Consider the following 15,450-nt stretch of genomic DNA (forward strand, 5'->3'; position numbering starts at 1 on the left):
CCGCCCGCCAACCCCCACCAACACCCGCAACCCCGCGACAACGTCCCCAGCCCGCGCCGTCAACTCCCCTTGCCCGTCCCGGTACCCCGCCTCCACAGCGTGCAGCCGCCGCATCACTGGCCCGGTGACCAACGCCAGCACCGGAACCCCCAGCAACACCACCACAGCCACCAACGGAGAGATCCGCACCAACAACACCGCGGTGACGACATAAGCAACCACCGCCCCCACCCCAGGCCCGGTAGCGGTGAGCGCAAAAGCGATCCGCGCAGTGTCCCCGTTCTGCAGGTAGGTCAGCTCCCCGGCGGACAACCTCCGCCGCACCACCCCGCCAAGCCCCGTGACGTGCCGCACCACGACCTGCGCCGTCCGCAACGCCGCATCCGCCCGCACCTTGGTCATCGTCCGATGTCGCAACATCCCCGCAACGGCCACAAAGGCACCGGCCCCGACCAACGCGGCACACCACCACACCAGTGCCCGCCGGTCCCCACCCCGCAGCCCGTCCTCAACCGCCCGCTGCATGAGGTACGGCGGCACGACGAGCGCACACATCCACACCGACCCCCACCACGCCCCTGCAAGCACCCGCCACCGCTGCACCCACGCCAGCCACCACAGGTACCGCCAGGGCGTTCGAAGGTCCGGCACTCCAGGATCGGCATAAGGCGCATGTCGGGCCATCCCCCGACGATGCCACCACCGCAAGCCCCGCACACCCGCTTTGCCCCGCTCAGAACCGGCAGTTGCACGCCCATCGAGCGGAGCGACACGAATCGACCTGGTTCAAGGAATGGCAAGCCGTATCGCCTCGCAAGAGGCGCGAAGTCAATCCCCAATCGCTGTCGTCGCGAAGCGGCGATGAACCCCGGACGTCGTCCCTGCCCGCAAGACCACCACCCACCCAAGGTGATCGCCCACGGACGCAACCTGACCCCGGTGCCAAGACGACAGACCAGCCCCCGGAAACCCCGAAGGGCCGCCCCTCCCCACCGGGAGAAACGGCCCTTCAGCCAAACAAGAACCTCAGTTGCCGGCCAGCTTCTTGGCGTTGGCCTCGACGTCGTCCAACCCGCCGCAGGAGAAGAACGCCTGCTCCGGGTAGTGGTCGAACTCGCCCTTGCAGACCCGGTCGAAGGCCTCGACGGTGTCCTTGATCGGCACGAACGACCCGGGCTGCCCGGTGAACTTCTCCGCGACGAAGAAGTTCTGGCCGAGGAACCGCTCCAGCCGCCGGGCGCGACCGACGAGGACCTTGTCCTCTTCGGACAGCTCGTCCATACCGAGGATGGCGATGATGTCCTGCAGCTCCTTGTACTTCTGCAGGATTCGCTTCACCTCCTGCGCGACCCGGTAGTGCTCCTCGCCGACGATCGACGGCTCGAGGATTCGAGACGACGACGACAGCGGGTCGACGGCCGGGTAGATGCCCTTCTGGGAGATCGGACGGGAGAGCTCCGTCGTCGCGTCCAGGTGGGCGAAGGTGGTGGCCGGCGCGGGGTCGGTGTAGTCGTCCGCGGGCACGTAGATGGCCTGCAGCGAAGTGATCGACTTACCGCGCGTCGAGGTGATGCGCTCCTGGAGCTCACCCATCTCGTCGGCCAGCGTCGGCTGGTAACCCACGGCGGAAGGCATGCGGCCCAGCAGGGTCGACACCTCGGAGCCCGCCTGGGTGAAGCGGAAGATGTTGTCGATGAAGAGCAGCACGTCCTGGTTCTGCACGTCGCGGAAGTACTCCGCCATCGTGAGAGCGGACAGGGCGACGCGCATGCGCGTGCCCGGCGGCTCGTCCATCTGACCGAAGACGAGCGCGGTGTCCTGGATGACACCCATCTCGTCCATTTCCAGCAGCAGGTCCGTGCCCTCACGGGTGCGCTCGCCGACGCCGGCGAACACGGAGGTGCCGGAGAACTCACGCGCGATACGCGTGATCATCTCCTGGATCAGCACGGTCTTGCCGACACCCGCGCCGCCGAACAGGCCGATCTTGCCGCCCTTGACGTACGGGGTGAGCAGGTCGATGACCTTGATGCCGGTCTCGAGGATCTCGGTCTTGCCCTCGAGCTGGTCGAACGACGGAGCCTTGCGGTGGATGCCCCACTGCTCGCCGTCGCGGCCGAGACCGGGCTGGTCGAGGCAGTCGCCGAGGGCGTTGAAGACGTGGCCCTTGACGATGTCACCGACGGGCACCGAGATGGCGCGACCGGTGTCGGTCACGGTGGCACCGCGGACCAGGCCGTCGGTCGGCTGCATCGAGATGGTGCGGACGAGGTTGTCGCCGAGGTGCTGCGCGACCTCGAGGGTCAGCGTCTTGGCGACGGCCTCGAACGTGATCTCCACGTTCAGGGCGTTGAACAGCTCCGGCACGGCGTCGCGCGGGAACTCCACGTCGACGACCGCACCGATCACCCGGACCACACGGCCGGTGCGGGTGGTGGTGGCAGTAGCACTCATGTCACTCATCACTTCCTGCGCCACCGGTAAGCGCGGCAGCGCCACCGACGATCTCGCTGATCTCCTGGGTGATCTGGGCCTGACGGGCCGAGTTCGCCGCCCGGCTGAGGTTCCGGACCAGCTCCGTCGCGTTGTCCGTCGCGGCCTTCATGGCCGTACGACGGGCAGCCGACTCCGAAGCCGCCGCGTCCAGCATGGCGGAGAACAGCCGGGTCTTCACGTACTTGGGCAGCATCGCGCCGAGCAGCGCCTCGGCGCTGGGCTCGAAGTCGTACACCGCGCGCGGGCCCTTGGGGGCCTCGTCGGTGTACTCGACCTCCATCGGGGCGATGCGCCTGGCGGTCGGCGTCTGGCTCAGCATGGACTTGAACTCGGTGTACACGACGTGGATCTCGTCCACGCCCTGCGCGCCGTTCTCCGTGCCCTCCAGGAACGCCTGCACCAGCGCGTCACCGGCTTCGACCGCGTTGACGTAGTGCGGGGTCTGCGAGAACCCGCTCCACGAACCCGTGACCTCGCGGCGGCGGAACTGGTAGTAGCCCTGGCCCTTGCGGCCGGTCACGTACAGCACCGGCTCCTTGCCCTCGGACCGGAGCAGCTGCAGCAGCTGCTCCGCGGCCTTGAGGACGTTGGCGTTGTAACCGCCGCACATGCCCTTGTCACTCGTGATCACCAGCACCGCGGCGCGCTTCGGGTTCGTGCGCTCCGTCAGCAGCGGGTGGTCGAGGTTCGCCGAGGCCTCGGCCAACGCGGAGAGGACGTTCGTGATCTCGTCCGCGTACGGCCGGGAGGCCGCGACCCTGGTCTGCGCCTTCGCGAGGCGAGACGTCGCGATGAGCTCGTAGGCCTTCGTGATCTTCTTGGTCGAGTTGACCGTTCGGATCCGTTGGCGGAGCTCCCGAATCTGTGCGCCCATGGCTCAGATCACTTCTTGGTGGGCTCGGGCTTGTGCAGCTTCACGGATTCCTGGCCCACCTTGTCGGCGTCCATGGCCTTCTCCGGGGCCTCGTTGACGATCGTCGAGCCGTCCGAAGCGGTGAACTGCTTCTTGAACTCGGTGATGGCGTCCACGATGCGCCTCTGCGCGTCCTCGGGGAACTTCTTGGTCTCGATGATGCTGCCGAGCACGTCGGCGTGGTTGCGCCGCAGCGAGTCCTTGAAGTCCGCCACGAAGCGGCGGATGTCGGCGACGGGCACGTCGTCCAGGTGGCCCTTGGTCGCGGTGAAGATCTCGACGACCTGCTCCTCGACGGGGACCGGGGAGTACTGGCCCTGCTTGAGCAGCTCGACCAGACGGGCACCGCGGTCCAGCTGGGCGCGCGAGGCGGCGTCGAGGTCGGACGCGAACGCGGAGAACGCCTCCAGCTCGCGGAACTGCGACAGGTCGAGGCGCAGCGAGCCCGCGACGTCCTTCATGGCCTTGATCTGCGCGGCACCACCGACGCGGGACACGGAGATACCCACGTTGACGGCCGGGCGGACACCGGCGTTGAAGAGGTCGGACTCGAGGAAGCACTGACCGTCGGTGATCGAGATGACGTTGGTCGGGATGTACGCCGACACGTCGTTCGCCTTGGTCTCGATGATCGGCAGACCCGTCATCGAACCGCCGCCGAGCTCGTCCGACAGCTTCGCGCAACGCTCAAGCAGACGCGAGTGCAAGTAGAAGACGTCGCCCGGGTAGGCCTCGCGGCCCGGCGGGCGGCGCAGCAGCAGCGAGATCGCGCGGTACGCCTCTGCCTGCTTGGTCAGGTCGTCGAAGATGATCAGGACGTGCTTGCCCTGGTACATCCAGTGCTGGCCGATGGCGGAGCCGGTGTACGGCGCCAGCCACTTGAAGCCGGCCGAGTCAGAAGCGGGGGCGGCGACGATCGTCGTGTACTCGAGTGCGCCCGCCTCCTCCAGCGCGGTCTTGACGCCCGCGATGGTGGAGCCCTTCTGGCCGATGGCGACGTAGACGCAGCGGACCTGCTGCTTCGGGTCGCCCGACTCCCAGGCCTTCTTCTGGTTGATGATCGTGTCGATGCAGACCGCGGTCTTGCCGGTCTTGCGGTCACCGATGATCAGCTGACGCTGACCGCGGCCGATCGGGGTCATCGCGTCGATGGCCTTGATGCCGGTCTGCATCGGCTCGGACACCGGCTGGCGCTCCAGCACGGAGGCCGCCTGCAGCTCCAGGGCGCGGGTGTCGTCGGCGACGATGTCACCGAGACCGTCGATGGGCTGGCCCAGCGGGTTGACGACGCGACCGAGGAAGCCGTCGCCGACGGGCACGGAGAGGACCTTGCCGGTGCGGCGGACCTCCTGGCCCTCTTCGATCTTGTCGAAGTCACCGAGGATGACCGCACCGATCTCGCGGACCTCGAGGTTCAGGGCGACGCCGAGGACGCCACCGGGGAACTCGAGCAGCTCGTTGGTCATCGTGCCCGGAAGGCCCTCGACGATGGCGATGCCGTCGTAGGTCTCGGAGACGGTACCGACCTCTTCCCGGCTGACCTCCGGGGAGTAGCTCGAGACGTACTTCTCGATCGCACTGCGGATCTCGTCCGACGAGATCGTCAGCTCCGCCATGTCGTTCCTGCTCTCACTTCAACGTTTCTGGGAAAGGGCTCGGGGGCTAGCTGGCGAGATTGCGGCGCAGTGCCGCCAACCGGCCGGCGATGCTTCCGTCGATGATCTCGTCGCCGATCTTGATCTGGAGACCACCCGCGAGCGAGGGGTCGACCTCGACGTGCAGGGCGATCGGGCGCGAGTAGATCGTGGTCAGCGTGGCGGTCAAGCGGTCGACCTGCTCCGCGGTCAGCGCCACCGCGGAGCGGACGTGCGCGACGGAACGCTGACGGCGCTTGGCCGCCAGGTCGGCGAGCTCGCCGAGGCCGTTCGCGACGCGGACACCGCGCGGGTGGCGGACCAGCTGGTCCACCAGCGTCTTGGTGACCGGGCTGACCTTCCCCTCGATGAGGGTGTCGACCAGCGCGACCTTGCCGTCGACGGCACCGGCGGGATCCGCCAGCAGGAGCTCGAGCTCGTTCGAGCCCGCCACGATGCGGCCGAGCCGGAACAGCTCGTCCTCCACCGAGTCGAGCTGACCGTCGCGCTCGGCACGCACCAGCAGCGTGGTGCGGGCGAGCGACTCGACGCCGTCGACGAGCTCGCGCGGGCTGGACCAGCGCGCGGTCACGACGGCGACCAGGACCTGCAGCGTCGCGTCGCTCACCTTGCCCGCGAACAGGCCGCGGACGAGCTGCTCACGACCGGCGGCCTCCGACGAGGCGTCGGCAGCGGCACGGCGCAGCGCCGGCTGCTCGATCAGCAGGCCCAGCACGGCGAACAGCTCCTCGCCCAGCTTGGCGAGCTCGTCCGTCGCCAGGGTGGAGTCGTCCTGGGTGGCGTCGGCCAGCTCCAGCAGCCGCAGTTCCGCGGCTGCCAGAGCTTCACGACTTGCGGCATGCAACGTCATCGGCAGCCTCTACTTGCTCGCCGGCGCCGCGACGGCGTCCAGCTCGTTGAGGAAGCGGTCGACGGTGCCACGGCGGCGGGCCTCGTCCTCCAGGGACTCGCCCACGACCTTGCTCGCCAGCTCGACGGCGGTGCGGCCGAGGTCGGCACGCAGCTCGGCGACGATCTGGGCGCGCTGCGCGTCCAGCTGGTGCTGGCCCTGCGCGACGATGCGGGCGGACTCGGCCTGTGCCTGCTCGCGCAGCTCCTCGATGATCTGCAGGCCCTCGGCCCGCGCGTCGTCGCGGATGCGCGCGGCCTCGGCGCGAGCCTCGGCCAGCTGCTCCTTGTACTGCTCGAGAGTCTTCTGAGCCGCGGCCTGGGCCTGCTCAGCCTTCTCGATGCCACCCTCGATCTTGGCAGTCCGCTCCGCGTACAGCGCCTCGAAGCGCGGTGACACGAACTTCTTGATGACGAAGAGGAGGAGCAGGAACGCGACGAGACCGAGGATGATCTCTGCCGGGTGCGGGACAACGGGGTTGACCTCGTTCTCCGCAGCCAGGATCAGGGTGTCGTACACGACGTCTCCTAACGCGTAGAAGGGTCAGGTCAGCCGGCGGTCGCGATGAAGTACACGACGAAGCCGATCAGCGCGAGGACCTCGACGATGGCGAAGGTGGTCCACGCGAGGCCGAGCAGCACGCCACGGGCCTCGGGCTGGCGGGCGGTGCCGCTGATGACCGAGGAGAAGATCAGACCCACACCGATGCCGGGGCCGATCGCGGCGAGGCCGTAGCCGATCGCAGCAAGACCCGGGTTGATGTCGCCGGCCTGGGCAAGAACGACGGAAGCGCTCACTGTTGCTGTTCCCTTTCACTTCGGTCCGCCGGGAGTTGGCGGATCGGAGGCTTTGTGTTTCTCAGTGCTCTTCTGCCAGCGCCATGCCGATGTAGCTGGCAGACAGCAGCGCGAAGATGTAGGCCTGCAGGCACATGATCAGTGCCTCCAGGAAGGTCAGCGCGATGGCGAAGGCGAAGGACACCGGCGCCACGATGACGGTCAGTCCACCGTTCAGCAGCAGGAACTCACCGGCCAGGGTGAACACCAGCAGCAGGAGGTGTCCCGCGAACATCGCGGCGAAAACTCGGATCGCCAGCGTGAGCGGGTTCAGGATGAACTTCTGGAAGAACTCGATCGGGATCAGCAGCGGGAGCACGAACCACGGCGCGCCCGGCGGGATCGTCTGGTGCTTCAAGTAACCCACGAAGCCGTGCCGCTTGAACCCGACGAAGTGGTACACCGGGTAAACGACGAGCAACGAAACGGCGAGCGGGAAGCCGATGTGCGACATCGTCGGGAACTGGATGATCGGGATGAGCCCGAACAGGTTGTTCACGAGGACGAAGCAGAAGATCGTGAGGATCAGCGGGACGAAGGGCTTGAAGTCCTTCGCACCGATCTGCTCGCGGGCGATGTTGTTGCGCCCGAAGTCGTAAACCGACTCGGCGGCGAACTGGAACTTGCCCGGAACGACCTTGAGGTTGCGGGTGGCCGCAATGAAGAAGGCGCCGATGATCAAGATCGACAGCACCAGCAGGACCATCGGCTTCGTGACGTCACCGAAGATCGGCGGGAGGAAGAAGTCCTTCACACCGGGAGCGACGAACTCACTCCCCGAGGCCAGCAACTCGGTCACTGTGTTCCTTCCGGTTCTCCCGGCCGGCGTTCACTCCGCCGGGGGAATCGTCACGATCTGGACTTAACGTACCTTACGGTTCGCAAGCGACTACCAGAGGCACCCCTGCTATCGGGTGTCCCTGGTCTGCGCGGACCATATCAGCAGGTCTAGGCGCCTTCGGAGGCGGGGACGACCATCTGGCTACGGCTGCGCCTGGAGGCTCTCGCCTCCAGGAACGACGTCACGAGCAACGTCGCCACCAGGGTGATTCCGAGCGCCTTGGGTTCGAGCCACGACTGGTTGCGCAGCAGGACCACCGCGAGCAGCAGCACGATCAGCTTGCCCATGAATCCGCCGAGTGCGGCGACCATCACGAACATCGGGTCGAGCGCCGCCGTCTTGCGCATCAGCAGCAACGTGGCGAGGCTCGAAAGGATGGCGATCGCACCACCGATCAGGGATCCGGCGAGACCGGCGGTCCCCCAGATCACAGTTGACACGACGACGCCGAGGACAAACGTGCCGAGCGCGGCCCATGCGGCCGCGCGGAACATTTCCCCGGCGAGCCGCTGGACGGTCAGCTCGTGCGTGACGGCCTTGTCCGCGTCGCTCATGTCCCGAAGTGTAGGAACCCGCATTTCCGGCCGTGCAGGCGGCCCCTGGGGAACCGTCAGGACTTGCGCGTCTCGCGCAGCCGCGGAATGACGGAGACGACGGCCGTCACGATCAGCCCGATGACGAAGCAGGTGCCCACGATGACGGGGTCGAACAGCGTCAGAGCTACGGCTCCAAACGCAAGCACGCCGGCCCACAAATAGATGAGCAGAACCGCGCGCCGTTGCGAGTGGCCGATCTCCAGCAACCGGTGGTGCAGGTGCATCTTGTCCGGCGAGAACGGGCTTTCGCCGCGGCGCGTGCGCCGGATGATGGCCATCAGCAGGTCGAGCACCGGCACGAACAGCACGGCCGCCACGACGATCAGCGGCGAGAGCAGACCGAGCAGGTCGGCGGCGCTGCGGGTGGACGGGTTGATCTTGCCCGACGCGCTGGTGGTCGCGGCGGCGAGCATGAGACCGATGAGCATCGAGCCCGAGTCGCCCATGAAGATGCGCGCGGGGTTGAAGTTGTGCGGCAGGAAGCCGAGGCACGCACCCGCCAGCACGGCCGCGATCAGCGCGGGCGGGTAGGCCTCCACCGCGCCTTCGCGCTCGACGAGGATGCCGACCGAGAACGCGCACGTGGCGGCGGCGGCGATGAGCCCGATGCCCGCGGCGAGCCCGTCGAGGCCGTCGACGAAGTTCATCGCGTTGATCATCGTGACCGCGAGCAGCACCGTGAGCAGCGCGCCCTGGTTCTGGTCCAGCGACACCGTGGCCCCGAGCCCCGGCACCCACGCGAGCATCCACTGCAGACCGAAGAGCACGAGGATGCCCGCCGCCGTGATCTGCCCGGCCAGCTTCGTCAGCGAGTCGAGCTCGAACCGGTCGTCGATCGCACCCACGAGCACGATGACGCCGCCCGCGACGATGACACCCCACGGGTCGTTGGAGAAGTCGAACGCCGCCCGCAGCACCGGCAGCTGGTGCGCGAGGAACATGCCACCGAGCACACCGCCGTAGATGGCCACACCACCCATGCGCGGCATCGGCTGCACGTGCACGTCCCGCTTGCGCGGATAGGCCACCGCCCCCACCCGGAACGCGAGCGCGCGCACCAGGCCGACGAGCAGGAACGTCACGACGGCAGCCGTCAGCGCGACGAGCAGGTACTCGCGCACCGGCAGAACGAACGAGGATGCGGGCCCCACGGGCCTACCAATCAGATCGGGGATTCTTGCGGGGTGGCCGCCACGGTACCCGCGACGCCATGATCATTCTCGCAGCCGCCGGCTACCCGGCGACCTCGACCTCGATGCCGAGCACCTCGTTGATCTCGGCCCGCTTCACCGCACCCTCGCGCAGGATCACCGCGTCGGGCCCGGTCAGGTCGACGATCGTGGAGGCGACGTTCTCCCCGCTCAACCCGCCGTCGAGGTACACCGGCACCGAGTCCCCGAGCTGCTCCAGCGCCTCCTGCGCGCTGGCCGCCGGCGCGTGCCCCGACCGGTTGGCACTGGACACGGCCATCGGCCCGACATCCCTGAGCAGCTCCAGCGCCACCGGGTGCAACGGCATCCGCAACATCACCGTCCCGCGCGTCTGCCCGAGGTCCCAGGCCAGACTCGGCGCGTGCGGCAGCACGATGCTCAGCCCACCCGGCCAGAACGCCTCGATGAGCGCCCGCGCCTGCCGCGGCACGCTCAGCACCAGCCCGTCGACCGTGGTCCACGACCCGACCAGCACCGGCACCGGCATGTCCGGCCCACGCCCCTTGGCCGCCAGAAGGCCCCGGACGGCTTCCGCGTCGAAAGCGTCACACCCGAGCCCGTAGACGGTGTCGGTGGGCAGGACGACGAGGCGTCCGCTCCGCACCGCACCCGCAGCAGCGGCAAGACCCGCCGCGCGGTTGCCGGGTTCGCTGCAGTCGTAGACCGTGCTCACCTCCGTGAGCCTAGCCAGCATCCCGCCCAGGCGCGCCATGCCCTCCACTCACAACGCACCGTGGTCTTCCCCGCGCACTGCCCGACGCCGTCCAGACCTGCGCCCGCGTTCTCACTTGAAACGCCGACACGCGTGCTGACCAGGTGTAGTTCTGCCCCAAACGGGTGTAAGTAGTTCAACTCATCCACCGAATGGGCGCACCGCTGTATGGTCACTAGCCGACCACAGAGCGCAATCGGGGAGGGTCGAGCTCCTGTGTCCGAACCATTCAGCACGACCGGCGTCGTCGGCACGAGCATTGCCGAACAAGCCGCCGCCACCGCCTCGTGGGGCGCCATCCTCGGGGGAGGGGTCGCGGCGGTCATGGCCGCGAGCAAGGCGGTCGCGGTCGCCGTCGAGACCCAGCAACTCTCCGTCGACCCGCACCTGGTCGACGCGATGATCAAGAAGCTCGACGAGATGCGGGACGAGCTCAACAACGTGCTGCGAAACCGCGGCCAGCTCAGCATCGACATGAAGCTCGGCGGCGGCTACGCCATGGAGATCGCGAAGGCCAACACCCAGTTCGGCGCCGGGGCGATCAAGCAGATCGAAGACGTCGGTCGCGCCATCGAGTCGTTGAAGACCCAGATCGAGAAGAGCCGCGCCTCCTACCGGAACGTGGACCAGTCCGGCGCCAACTCCTTCACCAAACTCAACGGGAAGTCATGAAGCGCATCCTCATCTCCGTCCTGCTCGGGTTCGCCGCGCTCACGGCCGCGTGCACCGGTACGGCAGGCACGCCGACGCCGACCCCCACCACCGGTGGGAGTACGCCCACGAGCGGCAGCAACGCGTCGTCGGACCTGAAGTCGATCAAGCCTTGTGACCTGATCACCGATTCCGAAGCAGCCGGTTTCGGCTTCAAGCTCCCCGGTGAGGCCAAGAAGCGATCTGCTGTCGACACCTGCGACTGGACGGTCCCTGGCAACGGTGGCATGCAGGTGGGTGTCCGCGCAGACAAGGGCCTCAAGGACCTGAACCTCCAGGGCGAGAAGGTCTCCGAGACCAAGGTCGGCAAGTTCAAGGCCACCAAGGTCGAGGCCCAGGACGGGTCGAAGGACACCTGCGTCGTCGCGATCGGAGCCAGCGAAACCTCGTCCGTCGCCGTCATCTGGACCGTCAACGCCGGCTCCGGAGACACCGCGACCGCGTGCAAGCAGGCATCCAAGGCCGCTGACCAGGTCGCGCAGAAGCTGCCGTAACAACGCAGGAGGGGGGACATCTCATGGCGCCCATCAAAGCCGCTGTTCCAACGCCGAACGACAACTACGCCGCCCAGAAGCACGAACACATGCAGTCGCTGGTCACGGACAACTACGCACCGGACACCGCGACGGACATCGCCGACGTGTGGAAGTCGTTCAGCACCACCTTTCGAGACCTGGCAACCGATTTCAGCATCCTGGTCAACGGGTCGCAGAGCGCCTGGACGGGCCAGGCGGCCGAGGGCGTGCGGAACGCGCTGAACAAGGTTGGCACCTTCGTGGAACAGACCGGTGAGACGTTCCACAAGACGTCCACCGCGATCGAGCAGCAGCGCGAAGCCTCGGTGCATGCAAACAACAGCATGCCGAAGCCGGTCGACTTCAACCCGCTCAAGATCGCGGGCGACTGGTTCACCAACAAGGGCGGCTTCATCAGCCCGGTCATGATGGCCGGCGCGCCCATCGAGATGCTCTCCACGTACAACGCCCAGCAGAACGCCAAGGCCGAGGCCGTGCAGGTCATGCAGACGCGTGACAACACGATGATGTCGGCCGCGCTGTCCATGCCGACCATGGACTCACCGCCGGTCGTCACGCACGACCAGGGCATCACGCAGTCGAGCAACAACAACACCACGACGTCGCTCAGCAACAACACCGGCTACCGCCCGCCCGGCACCACGGGCATGCCGGGCACGCCGCCGCCGGGAACCACCGGCAACGGCACCACGAACCCGTCGTGGGTGGCCCCGCAGGTCAACAACCCGAACCTGCCGAACAACCTCAACAACAACCAGAACGGCGGCACCAACCAGAACCGCCCGCCGATCGGCCCGCCCGGCGTCCTCCCGCCCGGCATGCGGCCTCCCGGCGGCAACCAGACCGGCCGCCCGCCGGTGGGTGGCCGTCAAGGCGGTCCCGGAGGTCCCGGCGGCCGACCGGGCGGTCCAGGCGGTGGTCCTGGCGCCGGTGGCGGCCGCGGCATGGGCCCCGGCGGCATGGGTGGTGGACCGGGTGGTGCCGGCCGTGGCATGGGCAGCTTCGGCCCGGCCAACCCCGGCGGCAGCGCGGGTGTGATGGGCGGCGCGAACAGCGGCGGACCGGGCGGACCCGGTGCCGGTGCGGCGGGACGCGGTGGCGCGGCCGGTGCGGCGGGCACGGGTGGCGGCGGCGGTGCCGGTGCGGGCCAGGGTGGAGAGGACAAGGAGCACAAGTCGAACTACCTGGTGCCCACCGACGAGTTCTTCGACGACGATCGCATGGTCGCGCCGCCGGTGATCGGCGGATGAGGCAGATCGCGCAGCTCTCCCTGCCCGCGTTCGAGGTCCTCTGGGAGGACCTGCGGGCGGGGAGCGTGCCCTACCCGTTCGACGTCACCTCGCACGGCGACACGCTCGACGAGCGCGAGCGCATCAAAGCGGCCGTGCACCAGGACCTCGAACGCCGCGGCCTCGCCCGCCGCGGCCGTCCGGAGCCCGACCTCGACGACGCGCTGAAGTTGCTGGCGCGTCCCGAGTTGCGCGTGATCGCGCTGTGCATGCCCGACATGAGCCAGGAGAAGCTCGTGCGGGCCTGCGTGGTGGCGCGCGGCGGTTACGCGGTGCTGGTGTCCCAGGAGGACACCACGATGACGCTGAACCAGGTGCAGCCCAACGAGATCGCGACCAGCCTCGCGAACGTCGTGCCGCACGGCCGCCCCGGTCCCGGCAAGCCGGTCACGGTGCCCGCGCAGGCCTTCGAGAACCAGCCGCAGCAGCAGGAGGGCTTCCGCCAGGCCGTCCGCAGCACCGAGAACGAGGACGTCCGCCTCGCCAAGCAGATGCTGACCGGGCCCGCGCTGGGCAACGGCCACTTCCTCGTCCAGCTCGAACAGGGCCGCACCAAGCGCGACTTCCCACCGGTCACGTGGATCGACACGCAGACCGGCCGCTACGCCAACGTGCAGCTGCGCACCGGCTGGTTCACGATCACGCCCGCGGACAACATGGGCCTCGCCCGCCACCTGGGCCAGGTCCTGGCGATGACGAGCGAACGATGAACCCCGAGCAGCTGATCGCGGACCTGGAGGCCAAGGCGCAGCAGCTCCAGCGAAGCTCCCAGCAGATGCAGGAGCAGCTCCAGCACGCCACCAGCACGGTCACCTCCCCCAACGAGGCGGTGACCGTCCGCGTGGCACCCAACGGCGCCCTGCAGCACATCGAGTTCTCACCGGCCGCCACCCGGCTGACCCACGTCCAGCTGGGCCAGCTCGTCATGCAGACCGTGCAGAAGGCCCAGATCCAGGCGGCGGAACAGGTGGCGTCCATCGTGGAGCCCCAGTTCGGCGGCACCGAGGCGATGGACTTCCTGCGCAGCTTCATCCCGCAGCAGGAGGAAGAGGAACCGCCGTCGCCACCGGAGGACGGTCAGGTCATGCGCGAGGTCTCATGGACCGCACCCGCGCAGAAGCCCGCGCCGCCACGGCCACAGCACCGGGCGGACGACGACGAGGACGGCTTCGGGAGCGTGCTCAGGTGACCGGTTTCGGCGTCGACCCGACGGAACTGCACACGTTCGCCACAGATCAGTTCTCCCGCCAGCAAGCGCTTGAAGCGGCTGCCGACAAAGCAGCCGGTGTTGCGCTCGGTGGTGACACGTTCGGCGTTCTCTTGCAGTTCTTCGCCTTCGAGGCCGAGTCCACCGCGCTCAAGACCGTCGAAGCGATCCGCCGGCTCGCGCAAGGGGTTGGCGACGCAGCGGAGAACACCAGAACCACAGCCATGTTCTACGAGTCGCACGAGGACGCGAACCGCGAGAGGCTCGGAGGATCCTGATGACCCTCACCGGGCTCAAGGGCGGCGAGGAGTGGCCCAACCCTGACAACTTCGCCGGTGCCGGGATCGTCGAGTCGTTCTTCCAGACAGCCGACTCCGTGAAGCGCTTGGGCGAGGGGGACTTCGCCGAGGTCGGCCTCAACGCGGCAGCGCTCAGCCTCGACCTGCTCGGGGTGTTCATGGACCCGGTCGGGGCTCTGGCCACAGCGGGCATCGGCTGGCTGATCGAACACCTGAGCTTCCTGCGTGAGCCACTGGACCTGCTGGCGGGCAACGGAGACAAGATCAAGGCGGCCGTCGCCACGTGGAACCAGGTGTCGGTCGCGATCGCGGAGATCGCGAGTGACCAGACCGAGGCGGTGCGGTCCCAGGTCGGCTCGTGGCGCGAGGCCGCGGCCGAGCGGTTCCGGTCGAGTCAGGGACAGCTCGCGGCCGAGATCACCGCGGTGAGCAGGTCGTGTGCGGTTGTGGGCGAGCAGATCGCCACAGCGGGCACGGTCACGGCCGCGGTGCGCGGCATGCTCCGCGACCTCGTCGCGATGTTCATCTACGAGGTCATCCGCAACGCGATCATCGCGCTCGCGTCCTCCTACGTGACGCTGGGCAGTTCGGTCGCGGCTTTCTCGGCGTGGGCGGTCGGACGCGGAGCGGTCGTGCTCGGCAAGATCACGCAGCAGATCGCCAAGCTGATGAAGATCGTCACCCGGATCATCGGTCGTCTCAAGGGACTCTTCGCCCAGCTCGGCGACGTGCTGGCCCGGCTCGCGCGGTTCGGAAAGGGCGCGGGCCGAGGCGTGGACGCACCGAGTGCACCGCGCACGCCGTCGACGCCCAAAACCGACGCGGTGACTGACGCCGGTAGACGACTGGAGGACTGGGGCAAGTCGCGTCCCACTGCGGGCGAGGCGTTCGACGAGCTCAAGCAAGGCGGCAAGGACCTCAGGGACGGCTGTCTGGACGCGGGCAACAGGTGGAAGAACTCCTACGAGGAGCCATACCGCGCACAGGTCCCCGCGAAGCCCTGGCAGGAGACCGCCTCCGACGCGTACACCCCGTTCAAACCGATCACGAAGGCCGACGGGACCGTCACCCCGCACTCGGTGCCGAATGTCCTGGACGGCGGCTACCAGATCAAGCTGGGCGCCGACGTGCTGCGCGAGACGGCGAAGCAGGACGAACTGCAACTGGAGGGCGTGGACGACAAACCCGCTTTCGAACGGCTGCGGGGACACCTCGACCGTGACCCCTCCTGAGACATCCGGCCGCAGCCGGCGGTTCGT

At 68.1% G+C, this 15,450-nt stretch carries 18 protein-coding genes; 7 read left to right on the forward strand and 11 right to left on the reverse strand.

All coding sequences use genetic code 11. The features are described 5' to 3' along the window. The 11 genes from ADL03_RS18195 to ADL03_RS18245 all read right to left on the reverse strand — a co-directional run. A partial coding sequence (locus ADL03_RS18195; protein WP_369808990.1) for an ABC transporter transmembrane domain-containing protein occupies nucleotides 1–684 on the reverse strand: 684 nt, incomplete at its 3' end. Nucleotides 685–1,026: 342 nt separating this feature from the next. Further along, nucleotides 1,027–2,463, reverse strand: a complete 1,437-nt coding sequence (atpD, locus tag ADL03_RS18200) for a F0F1 ATP synthase subunit beta (RefSeq protein ID WP_218133719.1) — start codon at nucleotides 2,461–2,463, stop codon at nucleotides 1,027–1,029. Continuing rightward, complete coding sequence (locus ADL03_RS18205; protein ID WP_053734677.1) at nucleotides 2,456–3,370, reverse strand: F0F1 ATP synthase subunit gamma; 915 nt, start codon at nucleotides 3,368–3,370, stop codon at nucleotides 2,456–2,458. The genes atpD and ADL03_RS18205 overlap by 8 nt, the downstream gene beginning before the upstream one ends. An 8-nt stretch (nucleotides 3,371–3,378) precedes the next feature. Continuing rightward, complete coding sequence (gene atpA / locus ADL03_RS18210) at nucleotides 3,379–5,025, reverse strand: F0F1 ATP synthase subunit alpha (RefSeq protein ID WP_053734678.1); 1,647 nt, start codon at nucleotides 5,023–5,025, stop codon at nucleotides 3,379–3,381. A gap of 46 nt (nucleotides 5,026–5,071) precedes the next feature. Next, nucleotides 5,072–5,914 carry a F0F1 ATP synthase subunit delta gene (locus ADL03_RS18215; protein WP_053734679.1) on the reverse strand — a complete coding sequence of 281 codons (843 nt, stop codon included), beginning with the start codon at nucleotides 5,912–5,914 and terminating at the stop codon, nucleotides 5,072–5,074. A gap of 9 nt (nucleotides 5,915–5,923) precedes the next feature. Next, entirely contained in the window at nucleotides 5,924–6,472 is a 549-nt protein-coding gene (locus ADL03_RS18220) for a F0F1 ATP synthase subunit B (RefSeq protein ID WP_231641984.1), read from the reverse strand. Between the two features lie 29 nt (nucleotides 6,473–6,501). Next, a complete protein-coding gene (locus ADL03_RS18225) occupies nucleotides 6,502–6,750 on the reverse strand; it encodes an ATP F0F1 synthase subunit C (RefSeq protein WP_053734680.1) in 249 nt (82 codons plus the stop codon). Nucleotides 6,751–6,811: 61 nt separating this feature from the next. Further along, a complete protein-coding gene (gene atpB, locus ADL03_RS18230) occupies nucleotides 6,812–7,588 on the reverse strand; it encodes a F0F1 ATP synthase subunit A (protein ID WP_157528892.1) in 777 nt (258 codons plus the stop codon). 149 nt (nucleotides 7,589–7,737) lie between these two features. Then, nucleotides 7,738–8,184 carry a hypothetical protein gene (locus tag ADL03_RS18235; RefSeq protein ID WP_053734681.1) on the reverse strand — a complete coding sequence of 149 codons (447 nt, stop codon included), beginning with the start codon at nucleotides 8,182–8,184 and terminating at the stop codon, nucleotides 7,738–7,740. A 56-nt stretch (nucleotides 8,185–8,240) separates the two neighbouring features. Beyond that, entirely contained in the window at nucleotides 8,241–9,377 is a 1,137-nt protein-coding gene (locus ADL03_RS18240) for a glycosyltransferase family 4 protein (RefSeq protein WP_053734682.1), read from the reverse strand. A gap of 82 nt (nucleotides 9,378–9,459) precedes the next feature. Beyond that, nucleotides 9,460–10,110: an L-threonylcarbamoyladenylate synthase gene (locus ADL03_RS18245; RefSeq protein WP_053734765.1), complete on the reverse strand. Its 651-nt coding sequence runs from the start codon at nucleotides 10,108–10,110 to the stop codon at nucleotides 9,460–9,462. Nucleotides 10,111–10,365: 255 nt separating this feature from the next. On the opposite strand from ADL03_RS18245, the gene ADL03_RS18250 reads away from it, so the two are divergent. From ADL03_RS18250 to ADL03_RS18280, 7 genes are read left to right on the forward strand one after another with little or no spacing between them, the layout of a single operon-like run. Continuing rightward, the gene (locus tag ADL03_RS18250; protein ID WP_053734683.1) at nucleotides 10,366–10,821 is read left to right on the forward strand and encodes a hypothetical protein; all 456 of its coding nucleotides are present in this window, start codon (nucleotides 10,366–10,368) and stop codon (nucleotides 10,819–10,821) included. Continuing rightward, on the forward strand, nucleotides 10,818–11,354 hold the full coding sequence (locus ADL03_RS18255) for a DUF3558 family protein (RefSeq protein WP_053734684.1): 537 nt from the start codon (nucleotides 10,818–10,820) through the stop codon (nucleotides 11,352–11,354). The genes ADL03_RS18250 and ADL03_RS18255 overlap by 4 nt, the downstream gene beginning before the upstream one ends. Before the next feature lie 23 nt (nucleotides 11,355–11,377). Next, nucleotides 11,378–12,646 carry a WXG100 family type VII secretion target gene (locus ADL03_RS18260; RefSeq protein ID WP_053734685.1) on the forward strand — a complete coding sequence of 423 codons (1,269 nt, stop codon included), beginning with the start codon at nucleotides 11,378–11,380 and terminating at the stop codon, nucleotides 12,644–12,646. After that, on the forward strand, nucleotides 12,643–13,395 hold the full coding sequence (locus ADL03_RS18265) for an ESX secretion-associated protein EspG (protein ID WP_053734686.1): 753 nt from the start codon (nucleotides 12,643–12,645) through the stop codon (nucleotides 13,393–13,395). Before ADL03_RS18260 ends, ADL03_RS18265 begins: the two co-directional genes overlap by 4 nt. Next, nucleotides 13,392–13,874: a YbaB/EbfC family nucleoid-associated protein gene (locus ADL03_RS18270; RefSeq protein ID WP_053734687.1), complete on the forward strand. Its 483-nt coding sequence runs from the start codon at nucleotides 13,392–13,394 to the stop codon at nucleotides 13,872–13,874. Before ADL03_RS18265 ends, ADL03_RS18270 begins: the two co-directional genes overlap by 4 nt. Beyond that, nucleotides 13,871–14,170 (forward strand): type VII secretion target, encoded by a 300-nt coding sequence (locus ADL03_RS18275; RefSeq protein WP_053734688.1) that lies wholly within the window; start codon nucleotides 13,871–13,873, stop codon nucleotides 14,168–14,170. Before ADL03_RS18270 ends, ADL03_RS18275 begins: the two co-directional genes overlap by 4 nt. Continuing rightward, the gene (locus ADL03_RS18280) at nucleotides 14,170–15,423 is read left to right on the forward strand and encodes a hypothetical protein (protein ID WP_053734689.1); all 1,254 of its coding nucleotides are present in this window, start codon (nucleotides 14,170–14,172) and stop codon (nucleotides 15,421–15,423) included. The genes ADL03_RS18275 and ADL03_RS18280 overlap by 1 nt, the downstream gene beginning before the upstream one ends. Nucleotides 15,424–15,450: the final 27 nt, after the last annotated feature.

Source organism: Nocardia sp. NRRL S-836 (assembly GCF_001279525.1).
Taxonomy (GTDB): Bacteria; Actinomycetota; Actinomycetes; order Mycobacteriales; family Pseudonocardiaceae; genus Lentzea.